The sequence below is a fragment of the Marinoscillum sp. genome (assembly GCF_040222955.1).
Lineage (GTDB): Bacteria > Bacteroidota > Bacteroidia > Cytophagales > Cyclobacteriaceae > Marinoscillum.
In genome coordinates this window covers 563,988-590,446 of sequence record NZ_JAVKCA010000007.1, presented here as the reverse complement: position 1 = coordinate 590,446, position 26,459 = coordinate 563,988, and the positions used below count along the sequence as shown (strand labels likewise).

Sequence of the window (26,459 nt, the reverse complement as noted above, 5' to 3'; positions counted from 1 at the left end):
ACTAATTAATGATTTGACCGCTGAGTCTTTTGAGTTCAATTTCGGCTATTTTGGCCGAATTCAGTGCTTCCAGATGTCTGATTTGGGCGTTCACTGCATTGTTTTGTGCCTCTCTTATTTCAAGTGGGTTGGATTTACCAATTCGGTACCGCTCCAGAGCGATCTCCACGTTTTCCTGGGCCACTGCCAGGTTCTGTTCTTCCAATGCCACGAGGGTAAGTGAATTTTTCAAGGTCAGAAAACCTGACCTTACCGCGGTGAGGAGTTGCATTTTGGCCTGTTCATAAGCAGTCATGGCGTACTCACTTTGTATTTTGGAGTTCTGTATGGCTCTCTGCTGGTTGAGGCCATCGAAGAGGGTCATGGTGGCTGAGAGCCCATAGTTAACGCCATTGGTGCGGTTGCTCTGCAGGAAGCCCGCCTCGGCCTTCAGGTTGGAGTAGTTGTAGCCCAGGTTAAAGTCAAGCGAGGGGTACAGCTCGCGCTCGCGCTCACGGGTGGTGAGTATGGCTACTTCCCGTTGACTTTGGAGATATTGCAGGTCCGGGTTTTGCTGCAGGGCAGTCTCTTCCAGTTCCTGAAGAGTCATCAGGCCATTCAGTTTATAGCTGTACTGAAGAGAGAGGCTATCTGACGTTTCCAAACCCAGGAGCTGAAGGAGCGCCAGTTTGCTTCTGGCGATGACTTCCTGCTGCCGCACCAGAGCAGACTGGTCTGTGTTATAGTCCACCTGAGCCTGCAGATATTCCAGCTTGCTGGCTTTGCCCACTTCGTATTTCTCTTTACTGATGCTCACACGCTCTTCGGAGAGGGCCAGGGTACTTTGGAGTAGTGCCAGGCGTTCCTGCTCCAGGGCCGTGTTGTAAAAAGCTTTCATCACATCCGACAACACGTTTTGTACCTGCGCCTTGAAGGCATATTCATTGGTTTTTTGGATTTCCTCCAGTCGTTCTTTTGATGCGAACATTTTCAGCCCATCAAAAAGTGTCCAGACCATATTGACGCCTGCATTGTAATTGGTGGTTTTAGCCCCGGTCCGGGACTGTCCATCGCCAGAGAAAAACTGCTGCTCAGTGTTTTGAATACTCTGCCGGGCTTCCCCACTCAGGTCGATGGTAGGGAGCATTCCTGCATTTCCCGGAGTGTTGTCATTTTTTGCCAAGTCTACCTGATAGGACTCCAGGATGAGGTCAAAGTTTTTCTCCAGGGCGATGGATACGGCCGTTTCTTCATCCATCGCCAGATGAGGATCCTGAACAAATGAAATGGTGCCAATCAGAATGAAAAGTCCTTTTATCATACTCTGCTTAATCTTTTTTGCTTGCTGGTAAGGAATGAGTAAATGGCGGGGATCACAAATAGGCTCAGAAAAGTGGCGATGATCATACCACCGATAACGGCTATCCCCATGGATACGCGACTTTCGGCACCAGCACCTAACGCAAGAGCAATAGGGAGTATGCCCAGAATGGTGGACAAGCTGGTCATCAGAATAGGTCTGAACCTCATTTTCGCCGCTCCTTTGATAGATTCCATGATGGAATAGTCCTGTGCTTTTCGCTGGTTGGCAAATTCCACAATCAGAATTCCGTTTTTGGTGATCAATCCGATCAGCATGATCATCCCGATTTGAGAGAAAATATTGAGTGATTCATTGAAATACCAGAGGCTGAAGAGCGCGCCTGATAGTGCCAGAGGAACGGTAAACATGATGATCAGCGGATCGCGAAAACTCTCAAACTGGGCTGCCAACACCAGGTATATCAATATGAGCGCCAGGGCAAATGCAAAATAGAGGTTGCTGGCACTTTGCTGAAACTCAAGAGACGTCCCGGAGAGGGCCGTTTGAAAGCGATCATCCAGCACCTCATCTGCAATCAGATCCATTTCTTTCAGGCCGTCACCCAGAGAAACCCCTTCGGCCAGTTTGGCTGACACAGTGGCGGAAGTGAATCGGTTGTAGTGATAGAGCTGTGGTGGAGTGGAGCGTTCTTCCAGGGTCACCAGATTATCCAGCTGTACCAGCTCTCCATTTCTGGCTTTTACATAAATCGATTTCAGATCCAGGGGTTCGTTTCGGTTACTTTTTTCCAGCTGACCAATGACATAATATTGCTTTCCATTCATGATGAAATAACCGAACCGATTGCCACTCAGGCTCAGCTGAAGGGTCTGCGCGATATCTTTTACTGAAACACCCATCGTCTGGGCTTTTTCCCGGTCTATTCGCACTCCTAGTTCAGGTTTATTGAATTTCAGGTTCAAATCCACAAAGCTAAAATTCGGATTGGCGGAAGCCTTTTCCACAAAGGCGGGCAGTACTTCTTTGAGCTGATCGAGGTTTCTGGCCTGAATCACGAAGCTCACAGGCATGCTACCAAAACTCCTCCCGATAGACTCTGGCTCGGAGACAAATGCCCGTGCTTTAGTATTTTTAGCCACCTCAGGCTGTATGTCCATGACAATCTCATGTTGCGTCCGCTTCCGGTCCTTCGCATCTTTCAGCTTTACTATAATGAAAGCAGCGTTGACGGATGCTGCGGAAGAGAAGCCGGGTGAGGTAATGGTGATGATCGATTGGGCTTCGGGCACTTTTTCCGAAAGTACAGAGGTCATTTCTGTAGCGTAGGCATCCATATATTCAAAGGTGGCTCCCTCCGGCCCGGTAGCAAATATTCTGAATTGCCCCCTGTCTTCCAGTGGCGAGAGTTCTGAAGGCAGAGTAAGGGCAAAAACGTAGATGAGTACTCCGGATATAACAATGATCAGTCCTGATAGCCACCTGTTATCCATAAAGGAGTCTAGGGCATTGTTGTATCCATTGTTCATCCAGAGGAAAAAAGGCTCTGTTTTGCGATAAAACCATTGTTTTTGTTCGCGCTTTTTGAGCATTTTACTCGAAAGCATAGGGGTGAGCGTGAGTGCCACGAAGGAGGAGATAACCACAGCTACAGCCACGGTGATTCCAAATTCCCTGAAAAGACGTCCTGTGAGGCCCTGAAGAAACACAATGGGGAAGAATACGGAGGTCAGGGCCACGGTGGTAGAAATGACCGCAAAGAAGATTTCTCTGGTTCCTTTTTTACCGGCTTCCTCGGGCTCCATGCCGTCTTCTATCTTGGTATAGATATTTTCCAGCACTACGATGGCATCATCCACTACCAGTCCGATGGCCAGCACAATGCCCAGCAGCGTGAGTACGTTGATGGAAAAGCCCAGTGCATACATGGCGAAAAATGATCCGATGAGGGCTATGGGCACCGTGATCACGGGAATAAAGGTGGTACGCCAGTCCCTCAGAAAGGCGAAGATGATCAGCACCACCAGTCCGAAGGCTACAAAAATGGTTTGCTGTACTTCCGCGATGGATTCTTTGATGTACTGGGTATTGTCAAAGGCTATTTCTGTGGAGAGGTCTTCGGGTAAATTTTTCTTGAGGGCTTCCAGTCGCTTGTAAAACTCAGCCGCTATTTCCAGGTTATTGGAGCCTGGTTGTGGTACGATGGCATTGAGCACCAGCGGGATGCCATTGTTTCGCAGGGCGGTGCGCTCGTTTTCCGGGAAAAACTCTGCTCTGCCAATGTCCCTGAATCGCACAATGTCATTGTCAGCCTCCCTTAAAATCAAGTCATTGAATTCCTCAGGAGAGGAGAGTCGCCCAAAAGTGCGTACGGTAAGTTCTGTGGCCGATCCTTCGATGCGCCCGGAGGGGAGTTCAATGTTCTGGTCACCCACAGAGTTGAGAATATCCAAAGGGGTGAGACCATAGGCCGCCAGCTTATCGGGATCCATCCAAAGCCGGATCGAATATTTCTTTTCACCCCAGATCCTGACCTCACTCACCCCGGGGATGGTCTGAAAGGTTTCTTTGAAGATGTTGTCTGCGATTTCCGTCATTTCCAGCAGGTTGCGCTTCTCACTGAAAATTCTCAGGGCGATGATTGGGCTGGAGTCGGCATCCGCTTTGGTAACAATCGGCGGATCGGCATCCGGGGGGAGGTTTCTGATGGCCCGTGATACCTTGTCGCGCACGTCATTGGCTGCGGCTTCCAGGTCTACTTCCAGATTGAACTCTACGGTGATGGTGCTGCTACCATCGGCACTGATCGACGAGAGGGTTTTGATGCCGTCTATGCCATTGATAGACTCTTCCAGCGGCTCGGTGATCTGTGTTTCTATCACATCCGCACTGGCTCCTGTGTAGCTGGTGGAAACGGTGATGACCGGTGGATCCACACTGGGGTACTCCCGGACGCCCAGGAAATTGAATCCAATCACACCAAAGAGAATGATGATCACGGACATCACTATGGCCAATACGGGGCGTTCGATGCTGATATTTGAGATACTGGCCATCGTTATTTGATGTTAAGTTTTACCTCCATCCCTTGCCCGATCTGAAGGATTCCGCTGGTGATCACCGTGTCCCCTTCATTGAGACCACTCAGGATTTGTAGTCGGTTTTCTGTGCGAATACCGGAAGTCACCTGTTGTGAATTGACCACACCTGCCTGATATTGATAGACTTTCTTTCCATTAAGCTCTGGAATCACCGCTTCCGTGGGCACCAGCAGGGCATCCGGGATGATTTCCAGCGTCAGGTCGATCCGTGCAAACTGGCCAGGGAAAAGCTGGCCTGCAGTATTATCCGCTTTTGCTCTCAAGCGAATACTCCTGGTTTGTGGGTCAATCTGTGGCTCTATGGCATAGATTGACCCACCAAACTTTTGCTCATAAGCGTCTACCGAGAAGTCTATCCGATCTCCCACGTTGACCACTCCGATGTATTTGCTGGGGATGGTAAATTCCAGTTTGATCGGATTGATTTTATAGAGCTCGGCCACACGCGTTCCGGGATTCAGGTAGCCACCTTCGGAGATGTTTCTAAGGCCAACGGTACCATCAAAGGGTGCACGGATATAGTGCTTTTCAAGTCTCGCTTGTAAAACCTTAATCTCCGACCTTACAGTGTTGAGGGTAGTGAGGGCCGTTTCATACTCTTCGCTACTGATGGCTTCCTTCTCCAGAAGCTGACGTTGACGAAACTCGTTGTCTTCATTGAGCTTTACGGTAAATCGCAATTTCTCGATCTCTGCAAGAATCTCTTCGTCATTCAGTTTGAGCAAAAGCTCACCCTTTTTCACTTTTTGACCCTCGGTGAAGGAGATGGTCTCTATTTTTCCGGCCACCTCGGCATTCAGTACCACTGACTCATCTGCCAGCAGGCTTCCCGTGGTGTTTACCTGGTTTTTAAGCTCTTCCTTCTTTAGAATGACTGCATCCACTGTGATCTGTGCACTTACAGGCTGAGCCACTTCACTGGCTTCACTACCACCCTTCGGAATTTTCGGATAGGCAATCAAACCCAGTATTACGAGAGCAATGATGATGTACAGAATCCTTTTGATGTTCTTATTCATGAAAATAACGTTGTCTGGGGTTCTTCCTTATGCTGACCGCAAGTGCTGCCAGTATGCAACTATAAAGGTAATGGACAAACAGTTCATGACAGCCTGAAAGCTGTATAAGAGGTAGTCATTTGGCTTGAGCGGTTTCGGGAAGTGTGTAGGACAATATACCAAGAGGAGGGTATGTTCTGCGCTCATAGGTAGAGATACCTTTATCCAAAAATATTACGCACATGAACCGAATCAAACTATTCACCATCTACTTGGCCCTGGGTGGTCTTCTTGCCTTCCATGCAGAAGCACAAAAGCTGCCTTTTGGCAAAAAGGACGATACCAGTGACGATCCGAAAGAGGAGGCCTCAGAAGAGGAGTCCGGGGGCTTTGGCGGCAAACTGAAGGCGAAAGCCAAAAATTTCAATGTCATGAAATCTCTTGGCAAGCTTGCAGGCAATCTGCTTACCTCTACCACGGATGACTTGTCCACCCTGTCTATGCAGGTGATCTACATGCAAAACCTTTATCCGAGTGAAACCGAGACGGTCGAAACCGAATATTTTGGTTTCTGGGAGCCCGGTATGGACATGGCTGGTGTCCTGTTTCTGAAAAAGGAGGGTGTTGGGATGAGTAAGATTGATGGCACCGTGAATATCGACGGAAACCTCACAGAACATGTGGCCAATGGTTTTTATGGAGGCATTGTGTCTCAAAATAGCGGAGCACATACGGTGAACGTGTCCACCGTGCGGGGAGATCAGGCTGAGCTGACCGCAGATCCTATTGAGCCCATTGAAATCATTTCTATTAATGGAAAACCCCGGGGTGAAGTAGCGGATGTTAATATGGATGAAGATTTAGTGCTGGAGCTCAACCATCCGGAGGGTGGCACTGCAGACTTTTATGTAGCCGTGCTGGGTAAAGTGATGGGCATAAGGGGTTTTAACGAAATTGGTTTTTTCAAAAGCACTACCAAAATCATCATTCCCAAGGAGGCTTTCAGGCATACAGCGACTACCGCCTATAAGTTTGAGCAGGGGAGTAACTACCTGCTTGTGCAGCGCACGAAGGAAAAAGTAGTCAATCTGCCCGCCCTGGGAGCTGCTCAGGTGATATCTGGTGCGATGGACTGGTCGCCGATCAATCTGGTGGGAGATCAGAAAACTTTCCTGGGCATAGGTACAGATGAGTTCAATGCTGCTTATAAAGCCAAAACCAAGGATGGTTTTGAAGTCAACGCCAATAAGCCCAATGCCTTCTGGGGGCCGCCGCTCTCAGAGCCTAAAAAACTGGCTATGGCCTCCTTTGTGGTTAGGGCTACACAGCTAAAACAGCAGCAGGTCAAGACCTCCACGTCCACCTCTGGCAACGTGACCACTACCACCACCACTACCACCACCAAAACCTTTCCTGAGGTGCCGGAGGCTTACTGGGATCAGCTTGTCAATGAGTTTTACAAGAAATTCGAAGCAGCTTTGCTTGCTCAGATGAATGTGCAACTGGTGCCGATCGAAACCACCATGAAGGCCAGTCAATATCAGCACTTGTTTGCCACGATGGATACGGTATCTGAGGAGATCGTTGTGAAGCCATATAAAGGTTGTAAACTGCTCTTGCCAACCACATTCAGTGAAACATGGGCCAGCCGAACCAGTACCTTTCCCTCGGACAAGCCGGAAATTAAACTTTTGGAAGAGCTTGGTGTGGACGGAATCATCTCTGTGACTGTAGACTGTGCCATGTCGTGGGAGGATGGCTCGCTGAGTCCGCGGATGTCTTTCCGGATCAACGGACCCACCAATGGATGGAAAGTGGGCCCGACTACTTATGCCAATGGTCTCATAGCAGGTCCCGGACAAGGGATCAGTGAGACTTCAAAGAGTGCAGCCGATATCACTGATCAGCTCAATCAAATCATGAATGTGGATCGGGTGATTGCGTTGTTTACAGAGGCCATGGAAGGGCTCAAAGCGGATGAAGCCAATAAGGGTTATGAGAAAATATGGGCTTTAAAATAGTTTCAGGCCATCATTCATCGGTCATCGGTTGGCCGGTGCATATTGGCAGTTAATAAAGGGGCGGACCACGTTCGCCCCTTTTTACATATTGTTAGTTTTCAGCCGACTCATGTATCGTTGCAAAACCGAACTTTCGCACCGTGAAATAGGCCAGGTTTAGTCCTATGACTGAAGCGATCAGGTCGTTAGGGTCATAGGTGTTATTATTCCCGAGGTTATGTACCCTCAGTTCTCCGGATATGACATAGATGGCTGCCAGGATCGCCGCAGCCAGAAATACATGGCCGGGCTGAAGCAACGTCACTTTTTGCAAAGTGATATGTTTGACTCTGAAAAGTATTCCTGTAAGGACCATAGTGCCCATGACGGCCTCTGCGAAATTGGGGAATGACAACACCATGACCTGAAGGGCATTGGCCAGATCGTTTTGCAGAACAAAAGGTCGGAGCAACAGCTTATTGAGGGCAAACATGACGAACATGCCCACAAACAAGTAGATCACATAAGGTTTGATCTTGATTTTTTTATTTTCAGTCATAGGGATTTGGTTTTTCCTCGTGGTTATTTAGGCTTCTTTCCGGGATGAGTCAATAGCTTGTACACTCCAAACAGCGCAAGTCCGATGGCTATGGTGAGGAGTACATCTGTCAATTCGGTTGTTTTTGAGCTAAAAAGTAACCATAAGGAGGCGAATATACCGCCAAAGGCAAAAAGATATCCCCATCGTAATTTGAAATAACCTGTAGGTTGGTGTTCGCTGCGACGCAGCTTGATCAGTGCCAGGCAGACCGTGAGGAAAATGAGGATTTTGCTAATCACACTGATGGAAAGCGCGTAGATAAAAGAGCCCGACAATGAAGCCAGTAGGGCAACACCTGAAAAGAGCAACAAAGACTGGGTTGGCGTTTGATATTTCCTGTTGAGACGTCCAAAAATACCCGGAAACTGATGCTCCTCGCTCAGTGCATAGGGTACCCTGGAACCCACCAACATCACGCTGTTCAGCGTGCCACTGATGGAGATTACGGCACCCACGGTGATTAATAAACCTCCGCCAACTCCCATAAACAGTTCGGCCGCATCACTGATGGGCGTATTGGATGTAGCCAGGCCGGGTAAGGTGGCCATGCTTACCATCTGAATGAGGCCATAGAAGACAGCCACAATTAATATAGAGAGAATCAATGCAAAAGGGATGTTTTTAGCCGGATTTTGGATTTCCCCAGTATTAACCAGGACCGACTCAAAACCTGTGAAAGCAAAAATGAGCACCAGCACGCAAGTAGCAAATTCGGCTGAGGAAGGGTAAGATTCCGGTGCCTGAACGAGGCTGGTATCGATGAAAAAGAAACCAACACCCACAAAAATAAGGAGCGGAAGCACCTTGGCAATGGCTAATCCGTTGGAGAAGCGGGTGGAATTTTTTACACCTATGAAATTGATGAGGGTGAGTAGGAGTGTTACCATCGTAATGATGACTGCTCGCCATGCCTGGCTCTGAAACGGGGGGTAAAAAAACACCATATAAGTGGCCAGGAGATTGATGAGTGCTGCATAGGTGGATATGCGGGTGATCAGAAGGATCCAACCGATGATAAAGGCTGGAATTTGACCAAAAGCAGCAAGGGTGTAGAGGTAAGGTCCACCGGTTTTGTCAAACCGGCTGGCTACTTCGGCAAAGTTGAATACAATAATGAGGACAATGACCGCACAGAGGAGCAGTGCGGCAAGACTGTAGATCCCTGATAAGGCATATATTTTAGAAGGCAACCCAAATATACCGGCACCTATGATGCTATTGATCAGCAGAAGCACAAGGTCCCATCTTCTGATTTCCCTTTTAAGCATCTTGTATAGTCGGGGGATTGGTTAGCACATTCTAAATTAGGCAATCGTACTCAAATAGACATGGAGTAAAGGTTTGAGGTGACTTCTTCAGTTTTGTCATTCACTGAGATTGGGTTTAATTTACTGATCTAACCACTACAGATTGAAAGCGACCTGCATCATAGTACTCATGTGCTTGTTCATTAGTATTTCGTGGCCTGCACAGGTTTTTGCTCAGCCACCTACAGGTTCACCGGAGACGCTGATCAGTCAGGCAGATTCATGCGCCAAAGTACCCGATTTTCAGTGTGCTTTAAGGCTTTATGAGCAGGCGTTGGCTTTAGGTATAGACTCCCGTGACTCACTCACCGTACTGTTAGCACTGGGAGATATCAGGTATCAGCTGGGGCAGTTTGATCGGGCCTATGTCCAATATGAGGGAGCGCATAAGATGGCCGAAAGCATGAGGCTGGACTACGAAAAGGCATTAGCCCTGAAAGGTCTTGCCCATATTTTGTGGCGAACAGGTGAAAACATCAAGGCCACGACTTTCATCATCGAAAGTATAGAGCTTTCCAGAAAGCAGCGGGATACTACGGCCATGATTACCTCCTCCAACATACTGGCGGGTATCTATATGAGTGTTGGCAACCTGGATGATGCCGGCAAACTTTATCAGGAGGCACTGTCCATGGCGTTGGACAATAGGGACTCCCTGAATATTGCACAGTCGTATGAGTACCTGGGCGTATTGGAATTTTTTCGCGAGGACTACTATCGGGCCATTGACCTCTACGAGAAAGCATTACTGATCAATCTGAGTATGGATAGGGGACTGGAGTCGGGCATCAATTACAGCAACATAGCTGAGTCCCTAAACAAACTCGGAGAATACAGGGAAGCACTCAAATATTTGAAAAAAGGTGAAAGAGTAATGAAACGATATGACTTTCTCTCAGGTCTCATTTTTGTATACTATACCATGGGTGATACCTACACTTCCCTGAGACAATATGATCTGGGAATTGAATTTTATCAGCAAAGCCTGAACCTGATGGAGCAGTCCGGCGAAACCCGCGAAAAGCAGATGGTGTATGGCTTGATGGCTGAAAACTTCGCTGCGCAAAATAAATTTGAGGAGGCCTTTGCCTACCACAAACGCCATACTGCCGCCAAGGATTCCCTGTTTAACATCACGAAGAACAATCAGTTAGAGGAGATCAAGGCCAAATACGATTTGGAAAAGAAAGAGCAGGAAAACTTCTTTCTGGCCAAGGAAAATCAAGCCAAGGAAGAACAGCTTGCGGTCAAACAATCTACCATCAGGAAACAGTATATTATGGGCGGTCTACTGGTTGTCCTCCTGCTCATAGCGATTTATCTGTCTATTAAACTTTACCGAAACAAGCTCCTGCTATCCAGGGCCAATAAAACGAAGGATAAGATGTTCGGCTTTATCGCCCATGACTTGATAAGTCCAATGGGCATTATCAAGTCATTAGCGGATTTGCTTTCACCTGATTCGGGTTTTGATCTGACCAAACAGGAACGGGACAACATGATGCGAGACATGCATAACTCAGCTAGTTCGGTGCTGATTTTATTGAAGGATGTTCTCCTGTGGTCCATCGCACAGCAGCACGGCTATGATTTTAAACCTAAGGCGGTTAATCTAAGGGAGATATCTCAAAAAAATGCGGACCTCTATGAGCTTCATGCGAAGAGTAAAGAGATCTGTATCAGAAATGAAGTACCCCCAGAGATCAAGGCTTTTGCTGATGCAAAGGCTGTTTCCACCATCATCAGAAATCTCATTTCTAATGCCATTAAGTTTACTGAAAAGGGTGGAGCAATCACCCTCAGTGGTGCCAAAGAGACTCAAGCCATGGTGGTCTTGTATGTGACAGATACGGGCATTGGTATGACACCCTCACAGCTGGACCTGATAATGTCTCGAAACGAGCTGAATACCCAAAAAGGTACGGATGATGAGCATGGCTCCGGTTTGGGTCTAAACCTGGTAAAGGATTTTCTGAAGGAGTGCAAGGGAAGATTAAACATCAGAAGTCAACCCAATCAAGGAACGACCATCGAGATTTATCTACCTAGTGCCAATTGAGAAAGAATCAGTCGATGTATTTAATAAACTGCATAAATAAGTAATCCACCTCCTGCGAAAGAGATGGGAGATAGAAGGCGCAGATAAATTGGTTTTAGGCGATTAGCGGCATTGAGGGCATAGGCATGGTGCCATTTTCTGGGTATTAGAAATAACACCAATGAGGTGCCGATCATAAACCATCCTACCAAACGAAATGCTTCAGGAAACAAAGAGGCATCAGCTGCCAATACCAGACCTGCTGCCGGGATCATACGCAGGCTGATCTCAAAGTAGTTGATAAAAGGAGTACTCCCTGCGGTACTGAGGTATCGCCGGGCTCTTTCCGGATATAAAAGCATGAGCAAGCCACAGCCTATGAGAAACACACCGAATATTGCGACTAGCCAAATCCCCAGTTTTTCCATTTGATCGTTAGTTTTATGTCATTATTAACAAATTCGCCATCAGTCTAATGTGTAACCATGATTTTTTGCTGCTGCGTTCCACCATCTATAGATAGTTTCAGCACGTACAGCCCCTCGTTCAACTCCGCCACGGAAATTTCTTTTTTGAATACTCCGGATTGGATGACGGCACCATTTAGGGCCACCAGTTCATAGTGTACGGGGTTTTGAGTACCTGTGTTGATCCTAATGATATCGCTTGCCGGATTGGGGAAGACCTGAACCTGTGAAAAGGAGGAGGCGCTGAGGACGGTGGCCTCCCGATCAAATGTGAGCACCATGGTCTGATATGGGGATAAAAAGAGCCCCTCAAGGTCACCACTTGAAGAGGCTACAGATAAGAGAGATTCGCCACTTAAGTGGTCATAAGGTGGGTGGTCGGCAGCATCGGCATAAGATGAAAAATCAATGTCGAACCTTTTATTGCTGGCAGAGGTGTTGATGGCCACCACCACTTTTTCATCGCCGGACTGCCGCAAGTAGGTAAGTACTCCACCCAGAGAGGCGTTCAGAGCCACGAAATCTCCGGTACGCAGCGCTGCATAATCGTTACGGGTGTGAATAAGCTTTTTGTAATGGTTGAGCAGGGAGGAGGGTTCATCCTCCAGTTCATCTACATTGTTGTCGCTGTAATTGGATGACGGAGCATTCCAGGCGGAACTGGCTGTGGTAAATCCGGCATTCCGCCCGCCAGTCCATTGCATCGGACGACGAATGTTTTCATCTGGCTTGGCTCCCAGCATACCCACTTCCTCTCCATAATAGAGAAATGGCACACCTGGTAGTGTGAGATAAATAGACGCTGCAATTTTAGCTTTTTCCATGTCTGAGCTTAGCTCATTCATGATGCGATTTTGGTCATGATTGGTCAGGAAAGTAGAAAACTGATACCACGGGTAAGCGTCGATTACATTGGTGATCTGGTCTGTAAGATTGGTGATACTGCCCGATCTGGCCGCATTGATGATGCTCGTGGCCAGGTCAAACTCAAAACAAAAGTCAATGCGCTCATCGATTACGTACGGAACCACTTTACTGGTGCTGGTCCATGCTTCACCCACAGTGATGGCATCCGGATTGAATGATTTGATGTGGGCGCTCAGGTCTTTGAAAAACGTGTGTGTGGCTTCCAGATCCTCCAGTTGACTGCCACTTTCATAAATGTATTTGACGGCATCCAGCCGAAAGCCATCGATCCCAATGTCATCAATCCAGAAAGCAGCATGGTCAAACATGGCGGCTTTCAGATCCGGATTTTCATAATTGAGGTCTGGCATTTGATCCCAGAATATGCCATAGTAGTATCCGGTGCTGGAGTTATGCCATACATTTTGACCCCAGGGGCCGCTGTAGTTGGGTTTGGTGTCTTCCCAGCGGTACCAGTCCCGTTTTTCAGCGGATGCCGAGCTTTTGGCGTCTACAAACCACTCGTGCTGGGCGGAGGAATGGTTCATCACATAGTCTATGATGACCTTTATCCCTCGCTCATGAGCTGCGGCCAGAAAAGCTTTGAAGTCCTCCATAGTACCATAATCGGGATTGATGCCGCGGTAGTCTGTAACATCATACCCATGGTAACTGGGCGACGGGTTGATGGGCATTAGCCAGATACCAGTGATACCTAAGTCAGTATCCGTATTGGGGTCACCGTCGTTGAGGTAATCCAGTTTTTCGGTGAGTCCCTTGAAGTCACCCACGCCATCACCGTCACTGTCATAGAAACTCCTTACAAACACTTCATAAAATACGGCATCATTCCACCAGTCGAGTTCGGATTGCGCATAAGTGGTGTGGCCCAGCAATAGGATGAAGACAAGGAGGTAGTTTTTCATGGAATGAAGTTTAATGGAGTCAGCAAGGTAATGAATTAGGTAAAAAGGAGGGCGCTGAGGATTTGGAACTCGCATTCATAAGGTCTGTCAGCCATTCCCTGGCTCCTTATCACCTCAGGCCTGGGAAGTGGGGATCACGCGAATACCAAGCCGCCCCGGAGTTCGGGGCGGTCGGTGATTCGATAGATTCTATTTGAACATCCCACTCACTACCAGGTCTTTGGAGCCGGGGGTGTATTGGTAAAATCCTTCACCCGTCTTCACCCCTTTGTAGCCTGCGGTGACCATATTTACCAGTAGGGGACAAGGAGCATATTTGGGGTTGCCAAAACCTTCATGGAGTACTTTCATGATAGAAAGGCACACGTCAAGTCCAATGAAATCTGCCAGCTGTAGCGGCCCCATGGGGTGTGCCATGCCCAACTTCATCACCGTGTCAATTTCCTCGACACCTGCCACTCCTTCAAAAAGGGTGTAAATGGCTTCATTGATCATGGGCATGAGGATTCTATTGGCCACAAAACCAGGGTAGTCATTGACTTCTACGGGCGATTTCTGAAGCTTAGCTGAAGCTTCCATGACGGCCTGAGTGGTTTCATTACTGGTAGCATAGCCCCGGATCACTTCCACCAGTTTCATCACTGGTACAGGATTCATAAAGTGCATACCGATTACCTGAGCAGGTCTTTTGGTCTCAGCCGCTATTTTGGTAATAGAGATTGAGGAGGTATTGGTCGCCAGGATGGCATTGGCTGGTGAGTGCGCGTCCATCGACTGGAAAATCTGCTTTTTGATCTCAAAATTTTCAGTGGCTGCCTCTATCACCAGGTCAGCATTTTTCACCCCTTGTTCCACCTGGGTAAAGGTGGTGATGTTGGAAAGGGTGGTCGTTTTATCGGCTTCCGTGATTTTCTCTTTAGCGACTTGCCGGTCCAGGTTTTTGCTGATCGTAGCCAGTGCTTTTTTCAGGGCTTCTTCCGAAATGTCAATCAGGGCCACCTGATAGCCATATTGAGCAAACACGTGTGCGATTCCATTGCCCATGGTGCCGGAGCCTATTACTGAGATGTTGTTCATTGAAAAATTATTTTTGGGGTTTTGATAAAATGATTGTTTGGTATGGGGGCAAAGCTAAAACATCCTCAGTTTGTCTTACCTTTTTGGAAGTGGTAAAAAGTATCTGGGAGTAGGGTTCCAGTTGGCGAATGCGCTTCACCCGGCTGCTCAGGTTGTGAGCCACCAGCAGCGTATCACCGTCATAGGACCTGGTAAATGCCAGTAGCTCGTCATTGGCCAGGTCTACCTGCTCCGCCGCTCCATAAGTCATTACGGGGGATTTTCTCCTGAAATGAATGAGTGATTTATAATGATGGTAGATTGATCCGGAGTCCTTCATTTGAACGCTTAGCGGAGAGATCACATCCACTGTGTTGTAGGTGGGTTCCATCCATTGGGTCCGCATCGTGTCATTTTTACTTTCCCAAAGAAAGGGCTCTCTGATGAGTTCGTCAGGTTTTAATCCGCGCATGCCAATCTCCTCTCCATAGTAGATGTAAGGTGCTCCGGGCAGTGTCATCAGGATGGAAGCCGCGAGTCTTGCTTTCTTTTCGTGATTGCCGAAGAATGACATGACCCGATTCTGGTCATGGTTGGTGAGAAAAGTGGTATTGATGAAATCGGGATTGTATTGCTTAAATGCTTTCTCACTTTGGTTAAAAAGTGCGACCGGAGAGCCTTCCTCGAGGACTTTCCAGGCGTGTTCGTATATGGTGGCGCTGACTACTTTGCCGTTTTTCACTGTTTCCATGATGGAAAAGGCCAGATCGAAGTTAAAGAGGGCACTAAATCCCTGAGCAAATGGTGCCTGAGTGGGCAGGTCTGCCCATACTTCTCCCACCAGGTATACATCGGGTTTGAAGGCCTCCATTTTAGTTTTAAATTCCTTCCAGAAGGCGTGATTGTCCGCTGCACGATGGTCCGGATAGATGTGCTTGGCGGCATCCAGCCGAAATCCGTCTACACCTATTTTGGTCAGCCAGAAGTTTCCTATCTGATAGATTTCCTCCCGCAGCCTGGGATTGTCATAGTTGAGATCTGGCATGCCACTCCAGAAGAATGAAAAGTAAAGCTCATCCTGCCCGGTTACTTCATTCCATTGGTGGATGTTATCACTGTCTCCGGTTTTGGCTTTCAGCAGATTTCCTTCAGCCTCAATTCCAGCCTTATCTGCCCACACAAAATAGTCTCTGTATTCACCATCTTCCTTTAGGGCATTCAGAAACCAGGGGTGAAGTTTGGAGCAGTGATTGATCACCAGATCGATGATGACTTTGATGTTTCGTTTGTGCGCTTCTTCAAGGAAAGCCTGAAAGTCTTCTATGGTGCCATAGTCGCTATGTATGCCATAGTAGTCGGAAACGTCATATTTGTGATAGGAAGGGGAAGGGTTGATGGGCATCAGCCAGACGGCTTCCACCCCGAGGCCCTGAAGGTAGTCCAGCTTTGAGGTCATCCCTTTGATGTCTCCGATTCCGTCTCCGTCACTGTCGGCAAAGGACTGCACAAAGATCTCGTAAGTCACTGCCTGTGGCCAGCGGTTGGGTAAAGTCTCTGTCAACTCTTTCTCCATCGGACTACAGGCAAGGGTGATAAGGGCCATTGAGAATAACCATAGATACGTCCTCATGTTATTGTTTTTCCTCTATCTGATAAATGGCATAGTTCATAGCAGGTACCTTAATGACCAGGTCAGTGTCGTTGGTGTAATCCAGCGTGGAAGCCACTTCAATGCTAATTTGTACTGGTCCGTTGATTTGTGCTAAAGGAGTGTTGACCCCAAATGTTTCCCAGGCAGGTGCCGGAATCTTTATCTTGGCCGTTTGAGGATTTTCGTCAAAATTGATCACAATAAGCAATACTTCACCTGCCGCATGTCTGACAAATGCATAGACTTTATCACTATAGCCGGTGTAATCGTCGTTGCGGTTGTAATAATGAAGGTCATAAAATTGACCTTTTCGGATGGCCTCCAGGTCATTGCAGGCTTTTAGGATTTCGATGTACTCCTCTCGTAAGGCTTTCTGATCTTCTGATAATTGGCCCCCGTCATAGGCTCCATTGTTTACCCATTTCACATGCTCTGGTACACCCCAGTAATCAAAAATGGTGGTCCTGCCATCATCTCCACCAAACCCTGAAGCCCCCAGGCCGGGTTCACCCACTTCCTGACCAAAATAAAGCATCACAGGACCTGTATGCATGAAGGCCGATGCGGCCATCATGGGTATGCCCTTCCACATATCGCCTGCAAAATCCGGCGATGCGATGCGCTGTTCGTCGTGGTTTTCAAGGAACCTGAGCATGTTGGGGCAGATCCCATCCTGTCGCTGCCAAATACCTGTGATGGCATCTGTGGTCATTTTATTTTGTATGATGTATTTCAGTGTGTCATACATTTCCACTTTGTCGTAGAGGTAGTCAAAGCCCCCTGTTTGGATGTACTGCCGATAGGCATGAGGGTTGTAGATTTCTGCCAGAAATACCACATTCGGATATTGGTCTTTCACTTCTTTGGTTACCCACTGCCAGAACTCTACAGGTACCATTTCTGCCATATCGCAGCGGAAACCATCTACATCTTTGGCAGCCCAGTAGAGGAGGATGTCGCGCATCTTACTCCAGGTATCCGGCACTGTATCAAAGTGGGTTGCGCGGTTGTTCTGATAGTCCACACCATAGTTGAGTTTCACCGTTTCGAACCAGTCATATACTGAGGGTGTTGCAGAAAACACATCATTTCCTGTTGCTTTAGCGGGCCTCTCCGCAAACAGGCCATCCTTCGTTGGGAATTCGTTATCTCCAAGGGACTGGTAGCCTTCCGGCACTTTGAAGGATTCACCGGGAAGGTAATAGAAGTTGTTATTGGGGTCAAACGATTTTGTGGTATCATCATCCTCTCCAAAATCGATGATGCCTTCGGGTCTGGCATCGGAGTGGTAAGCCCGGGCCACGTGATTGGGTACAAAATCAATCATCACCTTCAGGTTGGCTGCATGGGTTCTCCTGATCAGCGCTTCAAATTCCTGCATTCGGTCTGGTACTGACTCGGCCAGGTCCGGATTCACATCATAATAGTCTTTAATGGCATACGGTGAACCCGCACGGCCTTTCACCACATCCGCATCATCCAGCGGGATGCCAAAGGAAGTATAATCTGTGAGAACCCCATGTTCGATCACACCTGTATACCACATGTGTGTAAATCCCATTTTCTTGATTTCATCGAGGGCTTTTGTATTAATGTCTTTGAATTTACCCACCCCATTTTCTTCTAAAGTGCCCCAGGGCTTGTTGGTGGTATTGGTATTACCAAACAGACGGGTAAACATCTGATACAGAACCATTCTTTCATCGCTTTTTTTCATCGGATGCACGCCTTTGTAGTTGTATTCTTTGGTGCTGCAAGCTAACATGCAGACGATCAAAATCAGGGTTAACAGGGGTGTTTTCATGGGTCTAAAATAGGTGTTTTCGATTGATTTATTTAGTAGCGCCCGAAGTAACCGGTTTTTGATTCTCCGGAGTCCTTAAAACAGAAAAGCCATCGCAAGGATGGCTTTTCATTAGTTTTTACGGATGATTATGCGTTTTGATTGATATTGTTCAAATCTTCAAACGACACTTTCAATCTGGTGATAAAGCTTTTTTCAGCTTCTCTCAGCCATACCCTTGGGTCATAGTGCTTCTTGTTTGGCACGTCATCCCCATCAGGGTTACCGATCTGCTCCTGAAGATATCCTTCTTTGGCCTGGTAGTAATTCTTGATTCCGTCCCAGAATGCCCACTGCAAGTCAGTGTCCAGATTCATCTTGATGGCTCCGTAAGAGATAGCCTCTCTGATTTCCTCCCTGGTAGATCCTGATCCACCATGGAATACAAAGTTGACAGGGTTTTTACCTGTGCCAAATTTCTCCTGAATGTAATCCTGAGAGTTTTTAAGGATTTTTGGTGTAAGCTTTACATTACCCGGCTTATAGACACCATGCACATTACCAAACGCTGCGGCAATGGTGAAGTTAGGGCTGATTTCCATTAGCTGCTCGTAGCAGTAAGCCACTTCTTCCGGTTGGGTATAGAGTCGGCTGTTGTCAATGTCAGTATTGTCTACTCCATCTTCTTCACCACCGGTTACTCCCAGTTCTATTTCCAAAATCATGTCCATTTTGGCCATGCGCTCAAAGTATTTCTTACAAGTGCCGATGTTTTCTTCTAAGGGCTCCTCAGAAAGATCGATCATGTGGGAGCTAAAAAGTGGAGAACCTGTTTCAGCAAAGTGCTTTTCGTTCGCATCGAGCATGCCATCTACCCAGGGAAGGAGTTTGCGTGCTGCATGGTCGGTGTGGAGGATGACAGAAACACCATATTTTTCTGCCATTTGATGTACGTGCTTTGCACCAGCTACCGCACCAGCCACCGCTGCTGCCTGGTTATCATTGCTCAAGCCTTTACCGGCAATGAATGCAGCTCCGCCATTGGAAAACTGAACAATCACTGGAGAATTCACCTCACGTGCTGCTTCCAGTACTGCGTTGATCGTGTTGGTGCCGATGGTATTCACAGCAGGCAGTGCAAATCCATTTTCATTAGCATAGTTAAGAAGGTCTGTTGCCTCTTTTCCAGTAAGTACACCAGGTCTGAATTTCATAAGTAAGTATTTAGGTTGCTTTTAATTAGTGGCAAATATAAGTCGTTCGTGGGATACCAATGGCTACCTTTTAAATTCTTGTATCAGAGCCTGTTAATTATTGGGAATTTTCTATTTTAAAGCCGTGAAAAGGCCGTTTTTTGAAGATTACGCAAGATAATCTTGGAATCGGGAGCTTGCAATCGTTTGTATCTCTTAATCCTATGATGGAGAGTTTTGAGAAGTTTTTGACATTTTTCAAGAGATATTCTCCGCGGCAGTCTTCAGATCAAAAAAATTCCGGTTTTTAGGAAAAAATAAAAGAGAGAAAAATATGAAGAAGCCAGGCCTTAGTACAGCTCAAATTTGGAACATGAGCATGGGCTTTTTGGGGATACAGTTTGGGTTTGCATTGCAAAATGCCAACGCGAGCAGAATCCTCCAGAATTTTGGAGCGGATGTGGAGCACTTGTCATGGTTTTGGCTGGCCGCACCGGTCACAGGACTTATTGTCCAGCCGATCATCGGTCATTATAGTGATCGTACCTGGAACAGAATGGGTCGAAGGAAACCTTATTTCCTCGCAGGAGCCATCCTGGCATCCATCGCCCTGTGCCTCATGCCCAACTCAGGCGCACTGGCTTCATTTATACCACCGATGTTTGTGGGAGCGGGTATGCTGATGATCATGGATGCCTCCATCAATATCTCAATGGAACCATTCAGGGCCCTGGTGGGTGATATGTTGCCTACCGAGCAGCGCACACAGGGCTTTTCGGTTCAGGCCTCCCTCATTGGGCTGGGCGCTGTGGTGGGGTCATTCCTTCCATACATGCTGGCAGAATGGGTAGGCGTCTCTAAAGTAGCTCCGGCCGGTACCGTGCCGGATAATGTGATTTTCAGCTTTTATTTTGGAGCAGTTGTTTTTATTGCCACCATTTTATGGACACTGGCTAAGACTAAGGAATATCCTCCAAAGGAGTACGCGGCCTACAATGGTCAGGAAGAGTCTCAAGAGAAGGGAAGCATTCTGGATATTTTTAAAGATTTTGCCGCTATGCCCAAAACCATGAAACAGCTGGGGCTGGTTCAGTTTTTTAGTTGGTTTGGGCTTTTTTCCATGTGGGTGTTTTGCACGCCCGCTATTGCACAACATGTATACGGGGCAGGTGCGGAGGATTCTTCCTCAGTGGCTTATAATGACGCAGGAAACTGGGTAGGAGTGATGTTTACCGTATACAATGCGGTATCCGCTCTGGTAGCACTGTTACTTCCTGCCATCGCCGCCAGGGTGGGACGAAAGAGAACCCATGCCATAGCGTTGGCATTGGGTGGACTTGGATTACTTTCTATTTATTTCTTCCCCACTCAACCGGTCACTTTGGTGGCCATGGCCTTTGTGGGATTGGCCTGGGCCAGTATTCTCTCCATGCCTTACGCCATTCTTGCTGGAGCCATTCCCGGCGGGAAAATGGGGATCTATATGGGGATTTTTAATTTTTTCATTGTGATGCCGCAGATTGTCAATGGCATAATTGGCGGCCCGATCATTAAGAGGTTGTTTGATTCTCAGGCTATTTTCGCGCTCATTATCGCGGGGGGGTGTCTGCTCATCGCAGCTCTGACAGTAAATTTTGTAGACGATAAAGACGAGGTAGTAGCATGAAGCTGAAATTTGTAGTGGGTTATAGAACCCAATGGGGTCAGAATGTATATGTGACAGGATCAGCTAAGGAGCTGGGAAAAGGAGACGTGAGTCAGGCCGTGAAGATGAAACCATCCTCAGGGGACTTGTGGACTGCAGAGGTGGAGTTGAAATCTCCCGGTGATTTCACATATCACTACTTCCTCAGAGATGAAGACGGTGGTCAGGAGTATCATGAGTTTGGTGAGGAGCGAAAGTTGCAGGTCAACAAGCACTTTGGTAAAATTCATTTGCGTGATTACTGGAGACCACAGCATGCCTTTGAGAACTCGCTTTATACAGCACCCTTCGCTAAGGCATTCTTTGCACGGGGTAAGGCAGTGAAACATAAGGTGGATTTAAAGTCATCGGCACATTTTGTTCGCATACAATTGCGGGCTCCCCGTATCGGCAGGGATTATCAAATGGCTGTGGTGGGGAGCACCAGATCCCTTGGGGTCTGGGATGAGTCCAAAGCAGTTTTGATGAGTGATGAGGATTTTCCGGTTTGGAAGGTGGACATTCCAACCTCTTCCAAAGAGGTGCCTTTTGAATACAAATTTGTCATCTACAGCCACAAAGAAGGTAGGGTGGTCACCTGGGAAGGTGGTGATAACAGATATTTCCCGCTGTATACATTATCAGATGAGTCCAAGCTTATTGTACATTCTGAAGAGTTTTTCCATTACCCGGTGGGTAACTGGAAAACCGCCGGAGTGGCCATTCCGGTTTTTTCGCTCAGATCCAGGGAAGGTTCGGGAGTGGGGGAGTTTACTGACATCAAGAAGCTGGTGGACTGGTCAGTGAAGACCGGCTTGAAAGTGGTGCAGATTCTGCCTGTGAATGATACGGTGGCTACTCATACCTGGGTAGACTCTTACCCATACGCAGCAATCTCCGTGGAGGCGCTTCATCCGATTTATGCCAACCTCCGGTCAATGGGGAAGCTAAAAGACAAGAAGGTACAGTCGGAAATCGACAAAGAGGGCGGACGACTGAATGCGCTACCTGAGGTAGACTATGAAGGAGTGATGGCATTGAAAACCCGGTTCTTCAAACAGAGCTTCGAAGAGCATGGTGCAGCTTTTTTGAAGAGTAAAGAGTTTAAGGAGTTTTTCAAAAGCAATGAAAACTGGCTGCCGGATTATGCTGCGTTTAGTTATCTGCGTGATAAACATGGCACCCCGGACTTCACCCAGTGGGGTGGCTGTGCTGAGATGAGCGGCGATGAGTTGGAAGCTTTCGTGGCACCCACACAAAAGCACTACATGGATGTGGCCATTCATTATTATATCCAGTATCACCTGGACAAGCAGCTCAAAGAAGCAACGGCCTATGCCCGATCTCAGGGTGTGGTGCTGAAGGGGGACATTCCTATTGGCATATACAGAAACTCCGTAGATGCCTGGAGGCTGCCGCACCTGTTTAACATGGACACCCAGGCCGGGGCACCACCTGATGATTTTTCTATTTCAGGTCAAAACTGGGGTTTCCCCACTTACAATTGGGAGGAAATGGCCAAGGATGACTATCACTGGTGGCGAGATCGCATGGTGAAAATGTCTGAATATTTTGACGTATTCCGCATTGATCACATTCTTGGATTTTTCAGGATTTGGGAAATTCCATGGGAACATGTGGAGGGGTTGTTGGGAAGGTTTAATCCGGCGCTTCCGGTGCACTTGAATGAGTTCAGGGAGAGAGGAATCCATTTTGATTATGATCGCTTTTGTCGTCCTTACATCAGGCGACACATGATCTATGATATTTTTGGGAACTACGCTGATTTAGTGCTGGAAGAGTACCTCCATGAATACAAGGCCGGATGCTATGCGCTGAAAGAGCCTTTTGATACTCAAAGAAAAATTAAAGCACACTTTGATGAATTGGTGAAAAAAGATTCTGAGAGCACGGATTTTAACATCTGGATCAGAAACAGCCTTTACAGACTTCACAGTGAGGTACTGTTTCTGGAAGCTCCGCTTTCAGACGGTCAGGCGTTCAATCCCCGGATTGGAATGCACAGCACCTACTCTTATGGAGAGCTGGATTATGATACCCAGCAGAAGGTGGATCAGTTGTATGTTCATTTTTTCTATCAGCGTCACAATGATTTTTGGAGGGAAAGTGCCATGCGCAAGCTGCCCATGCTCAAAGCGGCCACAGACATGCTTATCTGCGGCGAGGATTTGGGTATGGTCCCAGCCAGTGTGCCTGGGGTGATGAGTGAGTTGCAAATATTGAGTCTGGCCATTCAGCGAATGCCTAATGACGACAGGGAGTTTTGGCACCCGGCAGATACGCCGTACCTCAGTGTAACCAGCACCGGAAGCCACGATATGACCACCCTGAGGGAGTGGTGGCAAGAGGACGAGACACAAACCCAGCGGTTTTATAACCATATTTTGGGACAGCAAGGCAAAGCCCCCTACTTCTGTGAGCCATGGGTGGCCCATCAGGTCATCAATCAGCACCTGCACTCTCCGAGTATGCTGGCGATATTTCCCATTCAGGACCTGGTAGCCATGGATGGTGCCTTGCGATCTGATACACCCGAAAAGGAACGTATCAATGTGCCCGCTAATCCCCAACATTATTGGAAGTATCGCTTTCATATGAATATGGAAGATCTGTTGCAGGAAGAAGGATTCAACTCTTTCCTCCGCCAATTGATAGATCAGGGTGGACGAAGTGCTGATTATTGACGCACCTACATCCAACGGTTTTTAGTGATGGTGTGTCATAAGGCATATCATCACTAACACTGACCCATCATGCGCTACACACTTTTACTCCTTTCGATGCTGGTCCTGGCCTGTGGCCCGGACGACTTCCATCCTGATTTCAATCAGGAATCAACTTTGGGTTTCAGACCCATATATGCAGATAGCTCCGAGCTGACTATAGGCCTGGAAAGTGCCAGAAATATTGTTTCGGCTGGGAAAATCTATAGTTACGGTAACCTCCTTCTGGTCAATGAAGTAGGCAAGGGCTTGCACGTTTACGACAATACAGATCCCAGAAAACCGGTGAATAAGTTTTTCGTGACCATACCTGGTAACCATGACATGGCCATGAAGGACGGAGTACTCTACGCGGATAATTACGATGATCTCCTCGCTTTGCAGGTTTCGGGTGATACGGTGATAGTGTTGAAGCGGCTGGAGGATGTGATTGGCTTTACGGCTGAGTTTCCTGCACAAAACAACGTCTATTTTGAGTGTGTGGAAGAAGGCAAAGGGATAGTGGTCGGTTGGGAACAAACGATGATTGAAAAACCTAAATGCTACAAGCCATGAGAAAGCTGCTTTTATTACTCGTTGTATCGCTTTGCTGGTCCTGCACTGATGAAAGTGGTGATGTAGGCTTCATCGATGGAGGTGGTGCAGGTGTGGGTGGTTCTACCGCTCGTTTTGCCATCAATGGTGAGTTTCTCTACATCGTGAGCAATACCGATCTGAAGGTTATCAATATCAGCAGCGTAGCTGATCCGCAGTACCAAAGCTCCACTCCAATTGGCACGGGCATAGAAACAATCTTTGGATTCAAGGGAAACCTGTTTATCGGCGGGCAGAGTGGAATGAAAATTTACACTGTGGATGCCCTGGGTAAACCTACCTACCGCTCAGAGTTTGTACACCGCACAGCTTGTGACCCGGTTATCGCCAATGATGAATACGCCTATGTAACCACCAGATCAGGTGAGGGATGCAATAACACGCTGTTTGAAGCGAACAGATTGATAACACTCGATGTATCGAACCTGGATAATCCGTTTGATGTGGACCAGCAGCAGATGATTAATCCACGGGGGCTGGCATTTTTTAAGGGCGATCTCTTTGTGGCAGAAGGGAGCAGTGGTCTGAAGCAATTTAGTCTGGAGAATCCCGCACAACCTGAATTGATTCATTTTTACACAGAAATTGCCGCAAACGATATGATTGCACTGGAAAACACCATGATCATCACCAGAGATGATGGTATTTACCAGTTTGGGTGTGTAGATGAAGACCTGGAGTTATTCAGCCCTATCCAATGATGAAGTATCTGCTAGTAAGCTTGCTCATGCTCCTGGTAACGAGCCTTTCTGCTCAATACCAGGACCGTCAAAAGGAGGATCATCCACTGGCCGCTAATCGATTGATCCTGAAGGGCGATTTCGCCAATGCCGTGAATCCCAAAGATCCATCCGTGCTGTTGTCCTTAGAATATCAATTTCGGACCTGGGTGAGCTTCACTCAGGAAGTGGGCATGGTAGCCGATGTACGGAACAACGAGTCCACAGAGGATGAGTATTTGGGGTTCAAAGTGCGGGAAGAGCTGCGCTTTTATTATCAACCCGGCAATTCGGAGGAGGCTCTTTGGTACTTTAGTGTCAATGCCATGTATCGGTACCTGAAGGTTGACGAGCGATTGACAGCAGGTTATGGGTGCACCTCCAGCTGGACAGGCTCATGTGATTACCTGAGGTTTTATGATGAAGAGACCCGCTCACATCGGTATGGAGGTGGGTTCCGGCTGGGGATCACCAAAAGTGTAAGTCCACGTCTGACACTGGAAGGGGACATTGGAATGAACATGATGTACCTGCTTCTGGATAGACGGCAGGAGGAGAACGTTACTTATTTCTTTCGGGATGATTTTTTCTTCAACAATGAAAGGGGGCTCAGACTTCAGCCTACTTTTTCTGCGAAGGTTGGCTATGTGCTCATGAGAAGGCCTCAGGCTAATAATCCCTGATTATATTGGCGGATCGGTCGAAATGCATGAGTAACCAGTTCCAGATTTCCATGGGATTATACTGTTTTTGAATACCCGGAAACTGATTGTGGAGTCTCACGATCACCTGGTCATACTGGTCACTGTTGAGTTGATAAAGTTCACAAAGCTTCTGCTTTACCGAGTCCTGTACAATGAATTTCTGGTAAGTGATGGTTTCACGGGTTTCTTTGTAAGCCTCTACCGCCTGACGTTTTTCCCTTTCGTCCCTACTGAAGTAGGTAATGGGGCCGTAAATGGTGACTGCCGGCACTGGCACACCACCTACACCGGTGGCTCCAAATCCCACATCACCGGGTTGGATGCCATCAGTCTTTTCCGTAATACTCACCCCCGGGATAATGATGGGCTCGCCATGCACATTCAAAGGCACCCGATAGTTGGGGTCTGCATAGATGGTAATGGAAGGTAATAAAATGGAGTCTTCTGGAAGAGTCACTTTCAGGTAATTGACCAGGTGCACGGAGTTGACAGGAAGGGTAAGAGACTGGTATCCAACATAGGAGAAAAGCAAGGTGTCTCCTTTTCTGGCAGTGACTTTAAAGTTGCCATTGATGTCACTGACTTTTCCCAGACCCATGGTTTGATTATACACATGGCAGAAACCCACCGGCTCTTCACTTTCATTGAGAACGGTACCTGAAATCACATGCTGAGCTGATATGCTTG

19 protein-coding genes are annotated in these 26,459 nt (G+C 47.6%); 7 read left to right on the top strand and 12 right to left on the bottom strand.

What is annotated here, in order from left to right:
* Position 1 precedes the first annotated feature (1 nt).
* The 3 genes from RIH33_RS04700 to RIH33_RS04690 are packed head-to-tail and all read right to left on the bottom strand — an operon-like array spanning position 2 to position 5,420.
* Entirely contained in the window at positions 2-1,300 is a 1,299-nt protein-coding gene (locus tag RIH33_RS04700; RefSeq protein WP_406654028.1) for a TolC family protein, read from the bottom strand.
* Positions 1,297-4,356, bottom strand: coding sequence for an efflux RND transporter permease subunit (locus RIH33_RS04695; RefSeq protein WP_406654027.1), 3,060 nt, complete (start codon positions 4,354-4,356; stop codon positions 1,297-1,299). The genes RIH33_RS04700 and RIH33_RS04695 overlap by 4 nt, the downstream gene beginning before the upstream one ends.
* A gap of 2 nt (positions 4,357-4,358) precedes the next feature.
* Positions 4,359-5,420 (bottom strand): efflux RND transporter periplasmic adaptor subunit, encoded by a 1,062-nt coding sequence (locus tag RIH33_RS04690; RefSeq protein ID WP_406654026.1) that lies wholly within the window; start codon positions 5,418-5,420, stop codon positions 4,359-4,361.
* 221 nt (positions 5,421-5,641) lie between these two features.
* On the opposite strand from RIH33_RS04690, the gene RIH33_RS04685 reads away from it, so the two are divergent.
* Complete coding sequence (locus RIH33_RS04685) at positions 5,642-7,420, top strand: hypothetical protein (RefSeq protein WP_406654025.1); 1,779 nt, start codon at positions 5,642-5,644, stop codon at positions 7,418-7,420.
* Between the two features lie 91 nt (positions 7,421-7,511).
* Here the strand turns inward: RIH33_RS04685 and RIH33_RS04680 are convergent, their stop codons facing one another.
* Complete coding sequence (locus RIH33_RS04680; protein WP_406654024.1) at positions 7,512-7,958, bottom strand: hypothetical protein; 447 nt, start codon at positions 7,956-7,958, stop codon at positions 7,512-7,514.
* 23 nt (positions 7,959-7,981) lie between these two features.
* Entirely contained in the window at positions 7,982-9,268 is a 1,287-nt protein-coding gene (locus RIH33_RS04675) for an APC family permease (RefSeq protein WP_406654023.1), read from the bottom strand.
* Between the two features lie 142 nt (positions 9,269-9,410).
* Here RIH33_RS04675 and RIH33_RS04670 point away from each other — a divergent pair, with 142 nt between their 5' ends.
* Positions 9,411-11,366: a tetratricopeptide repeat protein gene (locus RIH33_RS04670; RefSeq protein ID WP_406654022.1), complete on the top strand. Its 1,956-nt coding sequence runs from the start codon at positions 9,411-9,413 to the stop codon at positions 11,364-11,366.
* A gap of 20 nt (positions 11,367-11,386) precedes the next feature.
* On the opposite strand, the gene RIH33_RS04665 is transcribed toward RIH33_RS04670, so the two are convergent.
* The 6 genes from RIH33_RS04665 to fbaA all read right to left on the bottom strand — a co-directional run bounded on the left by RIH33_RS04665 (position 11,387) and on the right by fbaA (position 19,348).
* Positions 11,387-11,773: a hypothetical protein gene (locus RIH33_RS04665; RefSeq protein WP_406654021.1), complete on the bottom strand. Its 387-nt coding sequence runs from the start codon at positions 11,771-11,773 to the stop codon at positions 11,387-11,389.
* 44 nt (positions 11,774-11,817) lie between these two features.
* Positions 11,818-13,644 (bottom strand): alpha-amylase family glycosyl hydrolase, encoded by a 1,827-nt coding sequence (locus RIH33_RS04660; RefSeq protein ID WP_406654020.1) that lies wholly within the window; start codon positions 13,642-13,644, stop codon positions 11,818-11,820.
* A 189-nt stretch (positions 13,645-13,833) separates the two neighbouring features.
* On the bottom strand, positions 13,834-14,721 hold the full coding sequence (locus RIH33_RS04655) for a 3-hydroxybutyryl-CoA dehydrogenase (protein ID WP_406654019.1): 888 nt from the start codon (positions 14,719-14,721) through the stop codon (positions 13,834-13,836).
* 7 nt (positions 14,722-14,728) lie between these two features.
* The gene (locus RIH33_RS04650; protein WP_406654017.1) at positions 14,729-16,330 is read right to left on the bottom strand and encodes an alpha-amylase family glycosyl hydrolase; all 1,602 of its coding nucleotides are present in this window, start codon (positions 16,328-16,330) and stop codon (positions 14,729-14,731) included.
* Between the two features lies 1 nt (position 16,331).
* Entirely contained in the window at positions 16,332-18,155 is a 1,824-nt protein-coding gene (locus tag RIH33_RS04645; RefSeq protein ID WP_406654016.1) for an alpha-amylase family glycosyl hydrolase, read from the bottom strand.
* A 128-nt stretch (positions 18,156-18,283) separates the two neighbouring features.
* A complete protein-coding gene (gene fbaA / locus RIH33_RS04640; RefSeq protein ID WP_406654015.1) occupies positions 18,284-19,348 on the bottom strand; it encodes a class II fructose-bisphosphate aldolase in 1,065 nt (354 codons plus the stop codon).
* A 313-nt stretch (positions 19,349-19,661) separates the two neighbouring features.
* On the opposite strand from fbaA, the gene RIH33_RS04635 reads away from it, so the two are divergent.
* The 5 genes from RIH33_RS04635 (at position 19,662) to RIH33_RS04615 (ending at position 25,751) form a co-directional block, all read left to right on the top strand.
* Complete coding sequence (locus RIH33_RS04635; RefSeq protein ID WP_406654014.1) at positions 19,662-20,993, top strand: MFS transporter; 1,332 nt, start codon at positions 19,662-19,664, stop codon at positions 20,991-20,993.
* The gene (locus RIH33_RS04630; RefSeq protein ID WP_406654013.1) at positions 20,990-23,716 is read left to right on the top strand and encodes a 4-alpha-glucanotransferase; all 2,727 of its coding nucleotides are present in this window, start codon (positions 20,990-20,992) and stop codon (positions 23,714-23,716) included. Before RIH33_RS04635 ends, RIH33_RS04630 begins: the two co-directional genes overlap by 4 nt.
* A 69-nt stretch (positions 23,717-23,785) precedes the next feature.
* The gene (locus RIH33_RS04625) at positions 23,786-24,310 is read left to right on the top strand and encodes a hypothetical protein (protein ID WP_406654012.1); all 525 of its coding nucleotides are present in this window, start codon (positions 23,786-23,788) and stop codon (positions 24,308-24,310) included.
* Positions 24,307-25,050, top strand: a complete 744-nt coding sequence (locus RIH33_RS04620) for a hypothetical protein (protein WP_406654010.1) — start codon at positions 24,307-24,309, stop codon at positions 25,048-25,050. The genes RIH33_RS04625 and RIH33_RS04620 overlap by 4 nt, the downstream gene beginning before the upstream one ends.
* On the top strand, positions 25,047-25,751 hold the full coding sequence (locus RIH33_RS04615) for a hypothetical protein (protein WP_406654008.1): 705 nt from the start codon (positions 25,047-25,049) through the stop codon (positions 25,749-25,751). The genes RIH33_RS04620 and RIH33_RS04615 overlap by 4 nt, the downstream gene beginning before the upstream one ends.
* Here the strand turns inward: RIH33_RS04615 and RIH33_RS04610 are convergent.
* On the bottom strand, positions 25,738-26,439 hold the full coding sequence (locus RIH33_RS04610) for a carboxypeptidase-like regulatory domain-containing protein (protein ID WP_406654007.1): 702 nt from the start codon (positions 26,437-26,439) through the stop codon (positions 25,738-25,740). The genes RIH33_RS04615 and RIH33_RS04610 overlap by 14 nt on opposite strands.
* Between the last annotated feature and the right edge of the window lie 20 nt (positions 26,440-26,459).

Excerpts from the sequence above, each read along its gene's own strand:
- RIH33_RS04700 (WP_406654028.1), bottom strand. The coding sequence starts at position 1,300 with ATGATAAAAGGACTTTTCATTCTGATTGGCACCATTTCATTTGTTCAG.
- RIH33_RS04665 (WP_406654021.1), bottom strand. The coding sequence starts at position 11,773 with ATGGAAAAACTGGGGATTTGGCTAGTCGCAATATTCGGTGTGTTTCTC.
- RIH33_RS04650 (WP_406654017.1), bottom strand. The coding sequence starts at position 16,330 with ATGAGGACGTATCTATGGTTATTCTCAATGGCCCTTATCACCCTTGCC.
- RIH33_RS04695 (WP_406654027.1), bottom strand. The coding sequence starts at position 4,356 with ATGGCCAGTATCTCAAATATCAGCATCGAACGCCCCGTATTGGCCATA.
- RIH33_RS04615 (WP_406654008.1), top strand. The coding sequence starts at position 25,047 with ATGATGAAGTATCTGCTAGTAAGCTTGCTCATGCTCCTGGTAACGAGC.
- fbaA (WP_406654015.1), bottom strand. The coding sequence starts at position 19,348 with ATGAAATTCAGACCTGGTGTACTTACTGGAAAAGAGGCAACAGACCTT.
- RIH33_RS04655 (WP_406654019.1), bottom strand. The coding sequence starts at position 14,721 with ATGAACAACATCTCAGTAATAGGCTCCGGCACCATGGGCAATGGAATC.
- RIH33_RS04680 (WP_406654024.1), bottom strand. The coding sequence starts at position 7,958 with ATGACTGAAAATAAAAAAATCAAGATCAAACCTTATGTGATCTACTTG.
- RIH33_RS04685 (WP_406654025.1), top strand. The coding sequence starts at position 5,642 with ATGAACCGAATCAAACTATTCACCATCTACTTGGCCCTGGGTGGTCTT.
- RIH33_RS04635 (WP_406654014.1), top strand. The coding sequence starts at position 19,662 with ATGAAGAAGCCAGGCCTTAGTACAGCTCAAATTTGGAACATGAGCATG.
- RIH33_RS04660 (WP_406654020.1), bottom strand. The coding sequence starts at position 13,644 with ATGAAAAACTACCTCCTTGTCTTCATCCTATTGCTGGGCCACACCACT.
- RIH33_RS04690 (WP_406654026.1), bottom strand. The coding sequence starts at position 5,420 with ATGAATAAGAACATCAAAAGGATTCTGTACATCATCATTGCTCTCGTA.
- RIH33_RS04625 (WP_406654012.1), top strand. The coding sequence starts at position 23,786 with ATGCGCTACACACTTTTACTCCTTTCGATGCTGGTCCTGGCCTGTGGC.
- RIH33_RS04645 (WP_406654016.1), bottom strand. The coding sequence starts at position 18,155 with ATGAAAACACCCCTGTTAACCCTGATTTTGATCGTCTGCATGTTAGCT.
- RIH33_RS04630 (WP_406654013.1), top strand. The coding sequence starts at position 20,990 with ATGAAGCTGAAATTTGTAGTGGGTTATAGAACCCAATGGGGTCAGAAT.
- RIH33_RS04675 (WP_406654023.1), bottom strand. The coding sequence starts at position 9,268 with ATGCTTAAAAGGGAAATCAGAAGATGGGACCTTGTGCTTCTGCTGATC.
- RIH33_RS04620 (WP_406654010.1), top strand. The coding sequence starts at position 24,307 with ATGAGAAAGCTGCTTTTATTACTCGTTGTATCGCTTTGCTGGTCCTGC.